Source organism: Scardovia wiggsiae, from assembly GCF_051045985.1.
In the GTDB taxonomy this organism is placed as follows: Bacteria; Actinomycetota; Actinomycetes; order Actinomycetales; family Bifidobacteriaceae; genus Scardovia; species Scardovia wiggsiae.
Genome location: NZ_CP157350.1, coordinates 337956 through 353547 on the forward strand (window position 1 = coordinate 337956; position 15592 = coordinate 353547).

The following is a 15592-nucleotide window of genomic DNA, read 5'->3' on the forward strand; positions in this document are numbered from 1 at the left end:
TAAGGAGGTATGATGGCGAACCCTTTTAAAGGCGCTATGTCATTCTTCGGGCTGGCAAGTACCGAAGATGAAGACCGGGATATAGAGGAATACTCGGCCGAACCGTCGAATCCGACTTTCGATGATGACGAGGATGTTGCCCCCCGCCCTTCTTACGCGACTGAGTCCGCTCCGCCATCTTCCGTCACACATACCCCAACCCCGAGGTCGCGCATGAACCGCATCACAACGATCCATCCTAAAACATATGAAGAGGCACAGCTGGTGGGCAGGGCTATCCGCGACGGCGTCCCTGTCGTGCTTAATCTGACCGGTGTCCCTGAGGCGGTTGCCTACCGTATTGTTGATTTTTCTGCAGGCGTAGTTTTCGGGGTCCGCGGGTCCATCGAACGTGTCACCCCGCGTGTTTTCCTCCTGAGCCCTGCCCAGGTCAACATCAAGGTTGAGCAGGCGGCCCAGGACAGTACTGCTGCCGGGCTTTTTGACTGAGAGCTCCTGCCCCTGTTCTGCCCTCTGCACCTCTGAGCGGTTTTGCTGACCCTGTACTGCTTTTCTTCTTAGCGGTCAGCAGATTCACAGGTACCATACCGCAAGGCGAATATAATGTTCCTTATGTCTTTATTCTTCGTACTGCGCATTATCCGCATCCTGCTCAGCGCGTACCTGTTCGTGCTTACCGTGCGGGTTGTCCTGGACTGGGTTGCCCTTCTCAGCAGATGGCAGCCGGGACGGATCGCGTACCCCGTTGTGAATGCTGTTTATACAGTGACTGAGCCTCCCCTGCGCCTGATGCGGCGCATCATCCCTCCGCTCAGGATAGGGCCGGTCGCCCTTGATGTAGGGTTTATGATCCTGTATTTCGGCATAACTATGGTCACATATTTCCTGCCGTAGGCCTGAAGCCAGCGCCTGCAGCCTTCCGTGCTGTCCCGCTGTTCAGCCTTGCGGGCAGGGAGACTGAGGGGCTGTCCAGATAAGGCTAACCCAAAGCTAACAGGACGGTCAGGATACTGTTTTACAACAATCGTGATACCATAATTAATGGTAGTATATTGGACAATTGCATACCGGAGCAGATATGGCACTTTTAACACCAGGAGATATCCGTAATAAGAAGATTCCTCTTGCGGGTCGTTTTCAGCAGGGCTACAACCTGGATGAAGTTGACGATTTCCTCGAGGAGTGCGCCCAGACGGTTGATGAGCTTGGAAAACAGTATGCGACGCAGACCCAGTCCCTGGGCCCTGATGTTGCGGCTTTGAATACTCAGGTATCACAGCTGACGGGGGAGAATACAAGGCTCCGCAGCGAGCTGAGTGCTGCGCAGGAAAAGCTCCAGCAGAGTTCAGCTTCTTCATCGGAGGCGGAGTCGTCACTGCGGAGTGAACTTGATTCAGCCAACGACCGGGTCGAGACCCTAACTGGCCAGGTTGACCAGGCAAAAGTCCAGATGGACACTCTAAACCAGCAGAATGAGCAGCTTAAAACACAGGTCGATCAGCTGAACGACCAGATCAACCAGCTGACAGACCAGGCTGCACAGGGCAGCTCTGCTTCCGAGGCTTTGCAGCAGCAGCTTACCGGGCTCCGTAATGAGAGAGACGAATATATGAAGCGTGGGGAAACGCTTACTCAGGAGCTGCAGAATTCGCAGCTTGCCGTACAGGAAGCAAACCGTAAGGCTGAGGACGCCGAGCATCGCCTCCAGGAAGCTGCCCAGCGGGCAGAGGAGGCCAGCAGACAGGTTGAGGCTATGCAGGCACAGCTGGCAACGATGCAGAACGAGCTCAATGAATCCGCTCAGCGCGAGGAAACGCTGCGGCAGCAGGTTTCTGCCTCGGAGCCGAGCACCGAGACCGGCAGCCTGGAGAAGATCGCTGCGGCTGCTTCAGATGAGCGCAAGAGCACATCGGAGAAGGCAGCCCAGATGCTCGCTATGGCTATGGAGCTGCATGACAAGTATGTCAACCGTGGCAAGGATGAGGCAAACCAGCTTGTTAACGAGGGGCATTCCCAGCATGACCAGATCATTTCTGAGGCTGACCAGTATGCCAAGGAGACCCGCGCAACAGCTGATGCCTACTCCACAAAGACCCGTAACGATGCAGACAACTACTCTGCAGTAACACGCAGTGAAGCTGATGAATACAGCAAACAGCAGCGTTCCGACAGCGAAGCATATGCCGCACAGGTACGTCAGAATGCTGATGCTTATAACACCAAGACCCGCGGCGATGCTGATATGTATTCACGCCAGGTCAAGGATAAGCTGTATGCAGATTCCAAGGTTATCGAAGGCAATATTGACAGCCTGAAACAGTTTGAGTCGGATTACCGCGGACGTTTGACGAGTTTCCTTTCCCAGCTTTCTGACCAGATCAATAATACCGATAATTATTCAGGGGGAGCCCAGCAGGATGCCGGCAGCTCCCAGGCCAAGTAAAGCCAGGGCTTATCTTGTGGGCAAGCAGGTATCGGGACGGCTGTACGGCAGTATCCGCTGTATAGCCGTCTTTATAGTTGTGGCGGTTTTCGGCCTGTGCGCAGACCAGGCGGCAAAGGCCTGTGCACTGCGGGTGCTTAGCGGGGGCAGATCCATAACCGTTATCCCGAATGTGATAAGCCTGGAGCTTTACAGGAATGCCGGCGCGTCCCTGGGATTCGGGTCTTCGGTGACTGCAGTGATTTCCGCTGCTGCTTTGTGCGCCTGTGCTGCGCTTATCATTGCGGGCATCCGGTCTGATTCGGCTGCATGGTCCTGTGTACTGGGGCTGGCACTTGCCGGTGCAGGAGGCAATGCGATCGACAGGATCGTTTATGCCGGCGGTTTCATGGACGGCAAAGTCGTTGATTTTATCAACTATGGCTGGTCGGTAGGGAACCTGGCCGATGTGTTCCTTACTTTTGCCGCTGCAGGGTTTATTATCCTTATATTTAAGGGGGTACCGCTGCGAAGCAGGGAAGCAGCGGCAAAAGGCCCCGGAGGCAATGCACAGGATCCTCCCCGGGGGGCAGTGTGATGGACCGCGTCATGCCTGTCCCCGAAGCGCTGATAGGTATGCGTTTTGATATTGCGGTATCAAGGATGCTGGGGGTTTCGCGTTCACAGGCAGCGGCTTATATTGACAGAGGGGAAGTATCGATTGCCGGCCGCGGGTCTCAGAGGTCAGCACAGAAATCAGAAAAACTGGCACAGGGCGATTCGATTGAAGTTGCGATTGCGGAAGACAGGGATAAGCCTGAACCGGTTGATTACGGTATGCGTATTGTTTATGAAGATGATGACCTTGTTATAGTGGATAAGCCGGTTGGTATGGCTGCGCACCCATCCGTAGGATGGACCGGCCCTACCGTCCTGGGGACGCTGAAAGCGCGCGGCGTGCATATCACGGAATACGGCCCGCAGGGAAGGCAGGGCATAGTATCACGATTGGATGCAGGCACCAGCGGGCTGATGCTGGTATGCAAGTCCGAGCTGGCGTATAAGGAAATGCGCCGGCAGTTTTCCGAGCATGAAGTAACCAAGATCTATTATGCGGTAGCCCAGGGCAGCCTTAAGCAGGATAAAGCTACTGTTGACGCTCCGATCGGCCGTGACCCTGTTGCCGATTTCAGGTTTACCATAATGCCTGACGGGCGCCCTGCCATTACCCACTGGGATGTTATGGAACGTTTCGGCGAGGCGACATATATCTCGGTCAATCTGGAGACCGGGCGCACACATCAGATCCGCGTGCATATGTCATCTATAGGCCATCCCCTTGTAGGCGATACTATGTACGGGGCTAACCCCGTTTTGGCCAGGGGGCTCGGCATCGGCCGCCAGTGGCTGCACTCGATGAAGCTTGAATTCAAGCATCCCCATACCCGGCTTGTGGTCCATGTAGAATCTGAACTTCCCGGGGACCTGTCGCGTTCCCTGGAAACGCTCCATGCCCGCAGCCGGAAGCAGAGGCAGGCCGTTTAGCTGCCGGTAAACTGGACTATACATTACGCTAGATTGGTGTATATGGCTTCTTCGACTACCGCGGATTTCGTGCATCTCCATAACCACACGGATTACTCTACCCTTGACGGGGCGGTACCGGTAAAGAAGCTGGTCAGCGTAGTCAAATCCCTGGGCCAGAAAGCCGTGGGCATCACTGACCATGGCAATATGCATGGTGCGTATGAAATGTGGCGTACTGCAGTTGATGAAGGGATCAAGCCGATTATCGGGATCGAAGCGTATGTGACCCCGGGGACGGCCCGGTCGGATAAGACCCGGGTGCACTGGGGGACGCAGGACCAGCATTCTGACGATGTTTCAGCCAACGGCTCCTATACGCATATGACCATGTGGGCTGAGAATGATGAAGGCCTGGTCAACCTGCTCAAGGCGTCTTCCCTGGCGAACCTTGAAGGCCTCATGGGCAAGAATCCCCGTATGGACAGGGATATCCTGAGCACATACCACTCCGGGGTCATTGCTACTACGGGCTGCCCGTCAGGTGCTGTGCAGACAAGGCTCCGTTTGGGGCAGTACAGGGAGGCGCTGCGGGAAGCGGGTGAGCTCCAGGATATTTTTGGCAGGGACAATTTCTATGTTGAAGTTATGGACCATGGGCTGCCTATTGAGAAGCGTGTGGCTGAGGACCTGCTGAGGATCGCGGATGAGATCGGCGCCCCGCTGGTGGCGACGAATGACTCGCATTATGGCCTGGAAGAAGATGCCCAGGCGCAGGATGCCCTTTTGTGCATCAACTCGGGGTCACGGCTGAATGACCCCAACAGGTTCCATTTTGACGGCAGCGGGTACTACATTAAACCTGCTGAAGAGATGCGCAGGCTTTTCAAGGATTTTCCCGGTGCATGCGATAACACTATCGAGATCGCAGAGCGGTGCAACGTCATGTTCGACGACCATGAAGACGGCGCTTATATGCCCGAATTTGACTGTCCTGAAGGATGGGACGCTACATCGCTGTTTTTGCGTGATGTTGAGAAGGGCCTGGAGAAGCGCTATCCTGACGGCGTCCCTGAAGAAGTGGCGAAACAGGCTGATTATGAATGCGGCGTGATCTGCCAGATGCAGTTCTGCGGCTACTTCCTTGTTGTGGCCGATTATATCAACTGGGCTAAAACCCACGGTGTTATGGTAGGGCCGGGGAGAGGCTCTGCTGCAGGGAGCATGGTCTCCTATGCGATGGGCATCACAGAGCTGGACCCGCTTGAGCATGGCCTTATTTTTGAGCGCTTCCTGAACCCGGAGCGTGTATCCCTCCCTGATATCGATGTGGATTTCGACCCTGCAGGCCGCGATGAAGTCCTGCAGTATGTCACCCGGAAATACGGCGCTGATAAAGTTGCCCAGTGCGTAACATACGGGACTATCAAAACCAAGCAGGCGCTTAAAGATTCCGCCCGCATCCTTGATTATGAATTCCAGATGGGTGAAACGATTACAAAAGCGCTGCCCGGGGCTGTGGGCGGCAAGGATATCGGCCTTCATGATATTTTCGACCCTAAAGCCAAACGCTATGCAGAAGCCCAGGAATTCCGCGACCTGTACAACGGGAATCCTGACGTGCAGAAAATTACAGAGAAAGCAAAAGGTATTGAAGGGCTGATCCGCCAGACAGGCGTGCACGCATGCGCTACCATTATGGCATCGCAGCCTATCACAAATACCTCGCCGCTGCTCAGGCGTACTGACGGTACTATCACAACGACTTTCGAATACCATACATGCGAGACCCTCGGGCTTGTAAAAATGGATTTCCTGGGGCTGGCCAACCTGACAGTGATCAAGGAGGCCCTCAACAATATTGAGGCAAACGGCAAAGGCCATGTTGATATTGCCCAGATCCCCATTGATGATAAGGCTACATATGAACTCCTGTCTTCGGGGCATACCCTGGGCGTCTTCCAGCTGGATTCCGACGGTATGCAAAGCCTGCTCAAACAGCTGCGGCCCGATAATTTCAACGATATTTCAGCCCTTATCGCACTGTACCGGCCCGGCCCCATGGATGTGGATTCACATAATAATTACGCGAAGCGCAAGAACGGCCTGCAAGAGATCAAGCCGATCCACCCTGAACTGGAGAAGCCTCTTGCGTCGGTGCTTGACGAGACATACGGCCTGATCGTATATCAGGAGCAGGTCCAGTCTGCTGCGCGTATCCTTGCAGGCTATTCCCTGGGGCGCGCAGATGTCCTGCGGCGCGCTATGGGCAAAAAGAAGCCTGAGGTGCTGGCAAAGGAGAAAGTGCCTTTCTTCGAGGGCATGGAGGAACACGGGTATTCCCAGGAGGCAGCGCAGGCTGTATGGGATGTCCTGGTGCCTTTTGCGGGATATGCTTTCAATAAAGCCCACTCCGCGGCGTACGGGCTGATATCGTACTGGACAGCGTACCTGAAGGCCCACTATCCGGTGGAGTTTATGGCTGCGCTGCTGCAGGGCGAGCATTCAAATAAGGATAAAACGGCACTGTACCTGGGCGAATGCAGGCGTATGAATATCAGGGTCCTGCCGCCGGATGTCAATGAATCAGTTGACCATTATTCCGCTGTGGGGGATGATATCCGTTTTGGCCTGGGGGCAGTCCGCAACGTCGGCACAAAAATCGTTGAATCAATAGTCGAAGAACGTGAACGCGCAGACGGGAAAGGGAAATTTTCCGGCTTCCTTGACTGGGTGGACCGGATGCCTGTATCCACGCTTAATAAGCGTACTGTGGAATCCCTTATAAAAAGCGGTGCGTTCGACAGTATTGACCCTAACCGGCGGGCTTTGTTCACTGTCCATGAATCGGCGATCGACCAGGTGATACCTTTGAAGCGCAAGGAGGCTGAGGGGCAGTTCGACCTGTTCGCCGATGCTGGCGGCTCGGGATCAGCAGCTTCTGCGGCCCTGGGCGATGCCAATATCAGCGTTCCTCCTATTGACGAATGGGATAAAAAGACCAAACTCAATTTTGAGCGTGAGATGCTTGGGCTGTATGTATCCGACCATCCCCTGAGCGGCCTTGCCGCAGTACTGTCCAGCCTGAGCGACATGTCCATCCCGCAGCTGCTGAACCGTGCTTCTGATATGCCGGAGCGTTCCCAGATAACCATCGCAGGGCTGGTAACCGGTGTTGACCGCCGCGTGTCTAAAGCCGGCAAGCCGTGGGCGCTGGTGACCATAGAGGATCTGGAAAGCAGCATCCAGTGCCTGTTCTTCAGCAAGTCGTATACAGAGAACCAGGATAAGCTCATCATCGACAGTATTGTCCAGGTCAAGGGCAGTGTATCTGTGCGCGATGACGGCGTCAGCATTTACGGCCGTGAAGTCGAGATCCCCAATGTAGATTCTGTTGATGTACAGCCGGTGCAGATCAGCCTTCCTGCGAGGGCGCTTGAGCAGGGGAGGCTCCAGCGGCTGTCGGCAGTGCTGGCGCATCACCCGGGATACTGTGAAGTCAGTCTGGCGGTTATGCAGCCGGATAGGAAGACCGAGATTATCCGCTTTGGGGACAAGTACCGCGTTACACGCGACACATCGCTTTTTGGTGAGCTTAAATCGATTTTTGGGCCCCGGTGCATTGAAGCCTGAGCCTGGGGAAAGGTTGCAGGAAGGCGCGGCATTGGGCGGCAGCTGTGATGATACCGTGTGGTATCCCAGGCATCAGGATCCGTTTTTATTATGATCGGTGCCTGCGCATACCCTGTTAGTATGGATAACAGGAAACACAGGATTGCGGCAGGTATCAGCGGCGTCAATCTGGGCAACTGGCTTGTCCTTGAAAAATGGATGTCCCCTTCTGTCTTTGCTGATGCAGGCGGGGCAGAAGATGAGTATTCCCTTTCCCGGAACCTTGCGTATGATGAACTTGCGCGCCGGCTGGAGGCTCACAGGGATACGTATATTACGGAAGAAGATTTTGCCTGTCTCGCTGCAGAAGGTATAGACACAGTGAGGCTTCCCGTGCCCTTTTTCCTTTTCGGCGGCTGCCCTCCCTATATCGGGTGTACCAGCTATGTGGATAAAGCTTTTGCCTGGGCTAACCGTTATGGGCTGAAGATCCTGCTTGACCTCCATACCGTTCCGGGAAGCCAGAACGGTTTTGACAACGGCGGACAGATTGGTGTGGTCTCCTGGCATACATCGCACAAGGATATTGCGTTTGCCCTGTTTGTGCTTGACCGTATGGCCCGCAGATACGGCAGGGATGACGCACTGTTCGGCATTGAAGTGCTGAACGAGCCCAAGCTCCCGATGCGGTTCCTGAAAAGGTTCTATGCAACAGCGTATATAAGGCTGCGGCGGATACTCCCGCCGGAGAAAGCAGTAGTTTTCCATGACGGTTTCAACCTTCCTGGTATGGCAGCCGCATTCCTGGCAGACAGACGCTTCAGGTCAATGGATAACGTATATGTGGATACGCATGTGTACCTTACTTTCACGGAACAGAAGATCGAGCGGTTTCTAAAGCATACCCCCGGCATGCATGCCGGGCGTACTCCGCGTGAGCGCCACCGTCAGCTGTTGTATACATGGGGCATAGGGCTCGATAAACTGTTCATCCGCAGTGTGGATAAGATCGTCCCTGTGATAGCAGGGGAATGGTGTGCAGAGAGTTCTGTCGGCAAGCTGCAGGCCAGTGCGAAGGGGATTGCAGAGGCTCCCCGTTTCACTTCTTTTGTAGCGCAGCTTCACCGGGAAGCTTTTCCCCGCCAGTTTTTCTGGAGCTATCAGATAGAAAGGGATCCGGCCCGGCGGGATTCGATGCGCGGTACATGGAAAGAATTCTGGGACTGGCGCATGTGCCATGATGCGGGGATCGTCTGACCTTCCCGCATGATGCCCGCCCTTCTGTATTCCTGCTGGATTTAACGTACCCTTCAGAGTCCCGGTCGCGTGTCTGCCAACGCGGCTCACCCAACGTACAAGTGTGTCGGCTCACCCAAAGCGCAGATGTGCGCGGTGCTGCAACGCAGTATCCTTTCAGTACTGGCTGCAGTCTGCCGTTTGTGTCTGATCTGGCAAATCCATATATGCGGGTTGGGTGAGTGCCCCGGGCAGAAGAGGCGGATCTTCCCCCCGGGTAGGAGCGGGGAGCATAGTTTCGGGTCCGGGAATATCTGATACTGCCCTCACTCTATGATAAGAATCACGATCAGGACCATTGGCCATCCGGATACAGGTACGGCATCCGGGCTTAAGAAAGGACAGCGATGGCAGTTATTTCCAGTGAGGATACACTGAAGATGAAAGAGGCGTTCAGCCAGGATAAAAAGAATATCCTTGCGCAGCGTGCGTCGGCGACGAATGGCCTGCTGAAGGCGGCAGAGGATCCGTTTGTTATTGCCCGCAACAGGAACCCGTATTCGACCGATCTGGTTTCTGACGAGGTAACTAACCAGAGGCACTCCGGGCGGTGCTGGATGTTTGCCGGGCTCAATGTGCTGCGGTTCCATCTGGAGAAGAAGCTCAATGTTGAAAATTTCGAGCTTTCCCAGAATTTCCTTTATTTTTATGACAAGCTGGAGAAATCCAACTATTTTTATGAGAACGTTATTGCTACAGCTGATGACAGCCTTGATGACCGCAAGACAGCCATGCTCTTTGAAGAGCCCGAGAGCGACGGCGGCTGGTGGCAGTATGTGGTCAACCTGGTAAAGAAGTATGGCGTGATCCCCAAAAATTCCATGCCTGAAACCGCCAATACCGAGAACTCTGATGCAATGAATGAGCTCCTTAACCGCAAGCTCCGCCAGGACGCCCTGAGGCTCCGCGACATGGTCAGGGCAGGCGCTTCCGGCGATGATATTGAGGCTGCGCGTGCCCATATGCTTGAGGGTGTGTACAGCATCGTGTCTGTAGCACTGGGGACGCCTCCTGAGAGTTTCCGTTTCCAGTACCAGGATAAAGATAAGAAATACCATGATGAAGGTGTTATGACGCCTAAAGGGTTCTTTGACACATTCATTGGCGCTGATATGGATGATTATGTAGCACTCGGCAGTTATCCGGCAGACAGGCTCCAGTTCAACAGGCATTATTCCCGGGAGCTGATGGGCAATATGGTAGGCAGCCCTGACCCTCATTGGCTCAATGTTACGGCTGATGATATGAAGGTTGCTGCGGTGAAGCAGCTGCAGGACGGTGAGCCGGTATGGTTTGGATGCGATGTCGGCCAGTCTTCAGACCGTAAAAGCGGTGTTATGGACACTGACCTGTATGATATGGCCACCCTCGTAGGCGTTGATTTTACCATGGATAAGCGTCAACGCATAATGACCCGTGAAAGTGCAGCTACCCATGCCATGACCCTTGCAGGCGTTGATGTGATCGACGGCAAGCCTGTGCGGTGGAAGGTCGAGAACAGCTGGGGCGATGAGAACGGCCAGAAGGGGTATTTTGTGATGACTGATCCGTGGTTCGATGAATACACGTTTGAGGTCGTTGTCAATAAAAAGTATCTCAGTGAGGATATAGCCAGGCTGTATGAAACCGAGCCTGAGGTGCTTCCTTATTATCTGCCTTTCTGATCTGTTCTGATGCCGAGGCAGGGTCAGCGGATCCGGGCCAGTGCCCCGCCCTCAAGCGTGAAGAGTTCCTGTGCGTACCTGAGGGTGCTTCCCCGATGGGAAACGATCACATAGGATTTGCTGCCCTGATGCTTCATAAGGGACTGCATCAGTTCTGCTTCGAGCAGGGCATCCATATTGCTCGTTGGCTCGTCGAAGAACATGAGGCTGGCGCTGCTCAGGAAAGAACGTGCAATGGCTACACGCTGGCGCTGCCCGTCGGACAGCTGCGAGCCGTTGCGGCTGAGCTGTGTATCCAGGCCGTCCGGCAGCTGGTCAATGAGATCATCCAGGCAGGCATGATGCGCGGCCTGCATGATGCGGTTTTCAGAGGCATCCGGGTCTGCGACGGCGATATTGTCACGGAGTGTTGAGTCGAATATGAAAATATCCTGGCTTGACAGCGTCTGTACGGTACGCAGGCTGTCGGTGGCAACAGTATTGATATCCGTACTGTCGATGCTGATATCCCCGGTGCTGCGTACCCTGAAACGCATAAGCAGGTCGATGAGGGTAGATTTCCCTGCCCCGTTCGGCCCCTGGACAGCGATGCTGCTGCCGGGGGCTATTGTCAGGTCGATATTCCGGAGTACGGCCCTGCCGTTTGAATAGCTGAAGCCCATCTGCGATGCAGTTTCGCCGGTAAAAGGCATAGTTTCGATGCGGGCTCCGTCAATGATTGGTGCTGCTGCGGGTTTTTCGTCAAGAAGTGCAAATACACGCCTGGAGGATGCAAGGGTGGGCTGCAGCCCCGCACCGAGCCGTGATACTGAGATCAGGGAGGGGAAGGACGTGGCAAAACCGGTGACGGCGGCGAAGGCTGGTGCAACAGGCAGGTTCCCGTGGGCCGCCAGGGAAGCGGCGGCAAGCGTGAACAGGATAAGCATGATAAGGCTTGCGGCATCTGCAGTGCGCATATTCGAGTAACGGTATGAAGTTGCGCGTGACCGGCTTCCCAGCATGGTGCCGCTGGCATCCATGACCTGCGAGTACGCTTCATTGCTGGCGTCAAACTGGAGAAGGGTATTTTTCCCGTCAAGGTAATCAAGGACCTGTGTGTGCACCTGCCCCTGGCTCTGACGTTCCTTATACGCATATGCACTCGTAGGGCCTGCGAAGAAGAGGGGGATCAGTATGCCAACGATCAGGTAGCTTCCCAGGGCTATGCCTCCGAGAAGGGGATGGATGGCACTGAGTACTGCCCACATAATGATGCTGTTGCCTGTGCCTATCATAAGCGGCGAAAGGGTATGGGCGTAAAATACTTCAAGCAGCTCAATATCTTCAGTGAGGACTGTGACAAGATTGCCCCGGGCTTTCCCGGCGACCCCTGCGGGGGAGAGCGAGCGTACATGGTCAAAAGCCAGCACCCGGACATCCCGTAAAATACTGAATGCTGCCTGATGGTTGAGGTACTGTTCGAGGAAAGAGAACATCCCCCGCACCAGCCCGGCTGCTGAGGCGATAACCGCCAGCAGGGCGCATACAGCCGTGTGCCCCTGGAATCCTGCAAAAATCGCCATGACTGCTGCCATGACTGCGATGGTTGAAAGCAGGTGCCCAGTCAGCCCTGCGGCAGCTGCACCGGCTACGGTCCTCCTGTGGCTGCCCAGGAATCGTGCCATACGCTTCACGGTGCGGAAAAGTGCCGCGCTGTCGGCTGGGGATGAGGGGTTGCTTTCGGGTACAGGTTCCGGCACGCCTCTGACGGCTGCTGCCGGGCTGCTGCTGCCGGCATCCGAAGCTGGCGCAGGAACGGTTTCCGTCGGTACTGCCGCTTCAGCTCCCGGTTCCGGCCCATGCCCGCGGTACTGCCCCGGCGCGATCCCTGCATTCTCAACGGCATGCTGATGCCGCCACTGGTCTGCAAAAAGCCCGTCCATGCCCATAAGTTCGTCGTAAGTCCCCATTTCTGCGATGTTCCCGCCGTCAAGCATCATGATCGTATCTGCATGGCGGATATTGTAAAGCCTGTGTGTAACAGCGATGACACATGCTTCATGGGAAAGGTCCAGGAGGAGCCGCTCCAGGGCCCGGTCATGGGCGGCGTCCACTGCACTTGTCGCTTCGTCGAAAATGTATATCTGTGCGTCATGCAGCAGGCCTCGAGCGATGCACAGCCGCTGGCGCTGCCCGCCTGAGAAGTTTGACCCGCCGGCACTGACGGGTGCGTCAAGCCCGCCCCGGCTTTCAATCTCCGGCCACATATCCACCCGCTTAAGTGCACTGGTTATGTGCTCTCTGCTGATGCCGCGCTTTCCGATATCCATGTTGTCCGCAATAGTCCCGGCAAATAATGTATCTGTACCGCGGACCGCCACTGCGAGATGGGAGAGTTCTGCATAACTGTACGAGGAGGCTTCCCGCCCATCAATAACGGCGGAACCCGCGTATTGCGGCAGAAGCCCTGTGAGCACATTGACAAGTGTTGACTTGCCGCTGCCGCTCCGCCCGGCGATCCCGACAAACCCATGGGCTTTAAATGAAGCAGTGATGCTGCGGAGGGCTTCAAAGCCGTCGCTGTATGCTACTGACAGGCCGGACAGGGAAATAAGCTCATCGCCGGCAGTACTGGTAACAGCAGTATCTGCGCCGGTGCCGGCGGTGCCAGCGCGGACACGACGCCCGCCGCTGCTGTCCCCGGCCTGGGCAGGGATCGGGGAAGGTGCAGGCACTGAGGCAGCATCCGGTGCAGGCAGCGGGACTGTGGCAGAGGCCTGCTGTCCAGCTGTGAAATCATCCCGGACCTCAACGATCTGCCTGCCGAGCTTCATTGCCTTTGCTGCATCGTGCACCAGATAGATCAGGGACCGCTCGGGGATGAAAAGCCGCACCCCCAGTACCGCTACAAGGATCCCGTTGAATGCCGATGCCGGCAGGGCAGTACCTGCAGCACCGGCCGGGAATGCAGGCGCAGAAGTAAAAACAGCAATAAGGGCAGAAGCTATCACAGCTGCCGCTATAACGAAATCTGCTGCAATAAGGCTCCGCAGCTGCCCTTTAAGGATCTGCATAGTTATACGCCTGAAGCCTTCGGATTCCTCTCTGATCTTCTCGGATTCCCTCTTATCGGCCCTGAAAATTGTCAGGGTAGAAAGGCCCCGCACCGCCTGTTCAAAGTGGATCCCTACTTTATCATATTTGGACAGATGCGCAGACAGATATTTAAGGTTGGAATCGCGGATCATGTTGGCAAATACCGGCATCACAAGCATCCCGGCAGCAATGGCTATACCGGCCCATACATTGAAAGGCAGGAAAATAAGGGCCGCAGTGCATATCATAAAAGCTGTCTGCACCATTGCCGGAATAAAATTGCTGAAATACGAACAGACAGTTTTGATCCCCTCAGTATCAAGCATAGCAAGGGTCTGGTTCGGCCTCCCGCTGCTTTTCAGGCTTTTGACTGAAATATCCTGCGGTACAAGGAATGCATGCGTCATATCAGACGTCAGGGCGCGGGCAACCGTTTCGTCGCTTTTTACTGCAGCCGAGTCTGCGGTCCGCGACAGGAGTATGCGTACCACTACCAGTATCAGCGCAGGCACAGTTACTGACGCTGCTGCCGCCCCGGCAGCAGCAGGGAGGACTGAATGGAAGCAGCCATATACGTGTGCCGCCGGTGACCCGCCGGAGGTGTGTGCGCCGCACAGCAGCGCCAGGATATCCGCCAGATAGATGATAATGGCAATATCGGTGAGAAAAGACAGGGACCGCAGCAGCCCAATGAGGACAGAACGTTTTACGGATACGCCCGGCAGCTGCATCATTTTTTTGTTGAACATATTTTCTATTTTCTTTCATCACGGATAGCTATCACTCATAGTAAAGGAACCTGGAACAACTTTCCAGCGGAATGTAAAAAGTTCACCGGGAGTGTAGAACGGAGAGTGCAGGGCAAGGAGTGCAGAGCTGAGGGCAGCAGACATGAAGAAGCAGGCATCGGGGAGCGGGCAGGAACAGGGAAAATAGCGCAGGCATTGCGGCGTATAAGAGATATAAGAGGTATAAGAGGTATAAGGTCTGGAGCGCGAACAGCGGGGGCAGGGACCGGCGGATGATTTATCTGCTGCGTGCTAAAATCGTCGGCAAGTTAGCATTCCGGCAGCAGGCATAGCCTGGCCGGAACAGGACGCAAAGGCAGGACCTTATGGATGCATCAGAAGGAACATCAGACCTCGCAGCCCCCGTCACCAGTACCGGTGCCGGCAGCGGGCTCCACAGCGACGGCACTGTAAGCAGCGCCTCCCCGCATCATGCCAGGCATGCTGGTATCCGTGATATCCCGAAGGATAAAGTTATTGCCCGTGCGATAGGGCTTTATAAGGTATACGGCAGATCTGCGGACACGCAGGTAGTTGCGCTGGACCATCTTAATGTTGATTTTGAGAAGGCAAAAATGACGGCGATCATGGGCCCTTCAGGATCAGGAAAGTCTACATTGATGCATTGTATGGCGGGTCTTGATACCCCTTCCTCAGGCCAGGTGATAGTTGAAGGCCTTGAAGTATCGTCAATGAAGCAGAAACAGCTGACGAAACTTCGCCGGGAGCAGATAGGCTTCATCTTCCAGAGCTTCAACCTGGTACCTACCCTTACCGCAGAAGAGAATATCCTTCTTCCGCTGCAGATAGGGCATAAGAAGATCGACCGCAGATGGTTCGACCGGATCGTAGATGTGGTAGGGCTGAAAAACCGCCTGGACCACAGGCCGAGCCAGCTTTCAGGAGGGCAGCAGCAGAGGGTCGCCTGCGCCCGTGCGCTTATGTCGCGGCCCGCAGTGATCTTTGCGGATGAGCCTACAGGGAACCTTGATTCCCGGTCTTCCCGGGAAGTGCTGTCCTTCCTGCGCAATTCTGTACAGGAAGACGGGCAGACCATTATTATGGTGACCCACGACCCGAAAGCGGCGTCTTATGCCAACCGCGTCCTTGTCCTTGCTGACGGCCGCATTACCCATGATATGGATGAACCCACATACGACGACATCCTTGATGTTTTCGCTTCCGGCAACGAATAAAGGAAAGCAGGCAGG

Annotated in this window: 10 protein-coding genes; 9 read left to right on the forward strand and 1 reads right to left on the reverse strand. The window is 55.2% G+C overall.

Features of this window, described 5'->3' with window-relative positions; translation table 11 throughout:
* Positions 1 to 12: 12 nt before the first annotated feature.
* From ABKA16_RS01345 to ABKA16_RS01380, 8 genes are all read left to right on the forward strand, one after another.
* On the forward strand, positions 13 to 489 hold the full coding sequence (locus tag ABKA16_RS01345) for a cell division protein SepF (protein ID WP_380999550.1): 477 nt from the start codon (positions 13 to 15) through the stop codon (positions 487 to 489).
* A 123-nt stretch (positions 490 to 612) separates the two neighbouring features.
* Positions 613 to 894 carry a YggT family protein gene (locus ABKA16_RS01350; RefSeq protein ID WP_380999548.1) on the forward strand — a complete coding sequence of 94 codons (282 nt, stop codon included), beginning with the start codon at positions 613 to 615 and terminating at the stop codon, positions 892 to 894.
* 184 nt (positions 895 to 1078) lie between these two features.
* Entirely contained in the window at positions 1079 to 2443 is a 1365-nt protein-coding gene (locus ABKA16_RS01355) for a DivIVA domain-containing protein (RefSeq protein ID WP_380999546.1), read from the forward strand.
* A complete protein-coding gene (locus ABKA16_RS01360) occupies positions 2418 to 3020 on the forward strand; it encodes a signal peptidase II (protein WP_007147592.1) in 603 nt (200 codons plus the stop codon). Before ABKA16_RS01355 ends, ABKA16_RS01360 begins: the two co-directional genes overlap by 26 nt.
* The gene (locus ABKA16_RS01365) at positions 3020 to 3967 is read left to right on the forward strand and encodes an RluA family pseudouridine synthase (RefSeq protein WP_380999544.1); all 948 of its coding nucleotides are present in this window, start codon (positions 3020 to 3022) and stop codon (positions 3965 to 3967) included. The genes ABKA16_RS01360 and ABKA16_RS01365 overlap by 1 nt, the downstream gene beginning before the upstream one ends.
* Before the next feature lie 42 nt (positions 3968 to 4009).
* The gene (gene dnaE / locus ABKA16_RS01370) at positions 4010 to 7579 is read left to right on the forward strand and encodes a DNA polymerase III subunit alpha (protein ID WP_380999542.1); all 3570 of its coding nucleotides are present in this window, start codon (positions 4010 to 4012) and stop codon (positions 7577 to 7579) included.
* Between the two features lie 120 nt (positions 7580 to 7699).
* The gene (locus ABKA16_RS01375; RefSeq protein WP_380999540.1) at positions 7700 to 8815 is read left to right on the forward strand and encodes a glycoside hydrolase family 5 protein; all 1116 of its coding nucleotides are present in this window, start codon (positions 7700 to 7702) and stop codon (positions 8813 to 8815) included.
* Positions 8816 to 9201: 386 nt separating this feature from the next.
* Positions 9202 to 10518, forward strand: coding sequence for an aminopeptidase C (locus tag ABKA16_RS01380; RefSeq protein ID WP_380999538.1), 1317 nt, complete (start codon positions 9202 to 9204; stop codon positions 10516 to 10518).
* Between the two features lie 23 nt (positions 10519 to 10541).
* Here ABKA16_RS01380 and ABKA16_RS01385 read toward each other — a convergent pair whose 3' ends face one another.
* Positions 10542 to 14342: an ABC transporter ATP-binding protein/permease gene (locus tag ABKA16_RS01385; protein ID WP_380999536.1), complete on the reverse strand. Its 3801-nt coding sequence runs from the start codon at positions 14340 to 14342 to the stop codon at positions 10542 to 10544.
* A gap of 365 nt (positions 14343 to 14707) precedes the next feature.
* On the opposite strand from ABKA16_RS01385, the gene ABKA16_RS01390 reads away from it, so the two are divergent.
* Positions 14708 to 15577 carry an ABC transporter ATP-binding protein gene (locus tag ABKA16_RS01390; protein ID WP_380999535.1) on the forward strand — a complete coding sequence of 290 codons (870 nt, stop codon included), beginning with the start codon at positions 14708 to 14710 and terminating at the stop codon, positions 15575 to 15577.
* Positions 15578 to 15592: the final 15 nt, after the last annotated feature.

Bases quoted from the DNA above. Each gene is read 5' to 3' on its own strand.
- ABKA16_RS01375 (WP_380999540.1), top strand. From the start codon at position 7,700: ATGGATAACAGGAAACACAGGATTGCGGCAGGTATCAGCGGCGTCAAT.
- ABKA16_RS01355 (WP_380999546.1), top strand. From the start codon at position 1,079: ATGGCACTTTTAACACCAGGAGATATCCGTAATAAGAAGATTCCTCTT.
- ABKA16_RS01385 (WP_380999536.1), bottom strand. From the start codon at position 14,342: ATGTTCAACAAAAAAATGATGCAGCTGCCGGGCGTATCCGTAAAACGT.
- ABKA16_RS01360 (WP_007147592.1), top strand. From the start codon at position 2,418: ATGCCGGCAGCTCCCAGGCCAAGTAAAGCCAGGGCTTATCTTGTGGGC.
- ABKA16_RS01345 (WP_380999550.1), top strand. From the start codon at position 13: ATGGCGAACCCTTTTAAAGGCGCTATGTCATTCTTCGGGCTGGCAAGT.
- ABKA16_RS01350 (WP_380999548.1), top strand. From the start codon at position 613: ATGTCTTTATTCTTCGTACTGCGCATTATCCGCATCCTGCTCAGCGCG.
- ABKA16_RS01365 (WP_380999544.1), top strand. From the start codon at position 3,020: ATGGACCGCGTCATGCCTGTCCCCGAAGCGCTGATAGGTATGCGTTTT.
- dnaE (WP_380999542.1), top strand. From the start codon at position 4,010: ATGGCTTCTTCGACTACCGCGGATTTCGTGCATCTCCATAACCACACG.
- ABKA16_RS01390 (WP_380999535.1), top strand. From the start codon at position 14,708: ATGGATGCATCAGAAGGAACATCAGACCTCGCAGCCCCCGTCACCAGT.
- ABKA16_RS01380 (WP_380999538.1), top strand. From the start codon at position 9,202: ATGGCAGTTATTTCCAGTGAGGATACACTGAAGATGAAAGAGGCGTTC.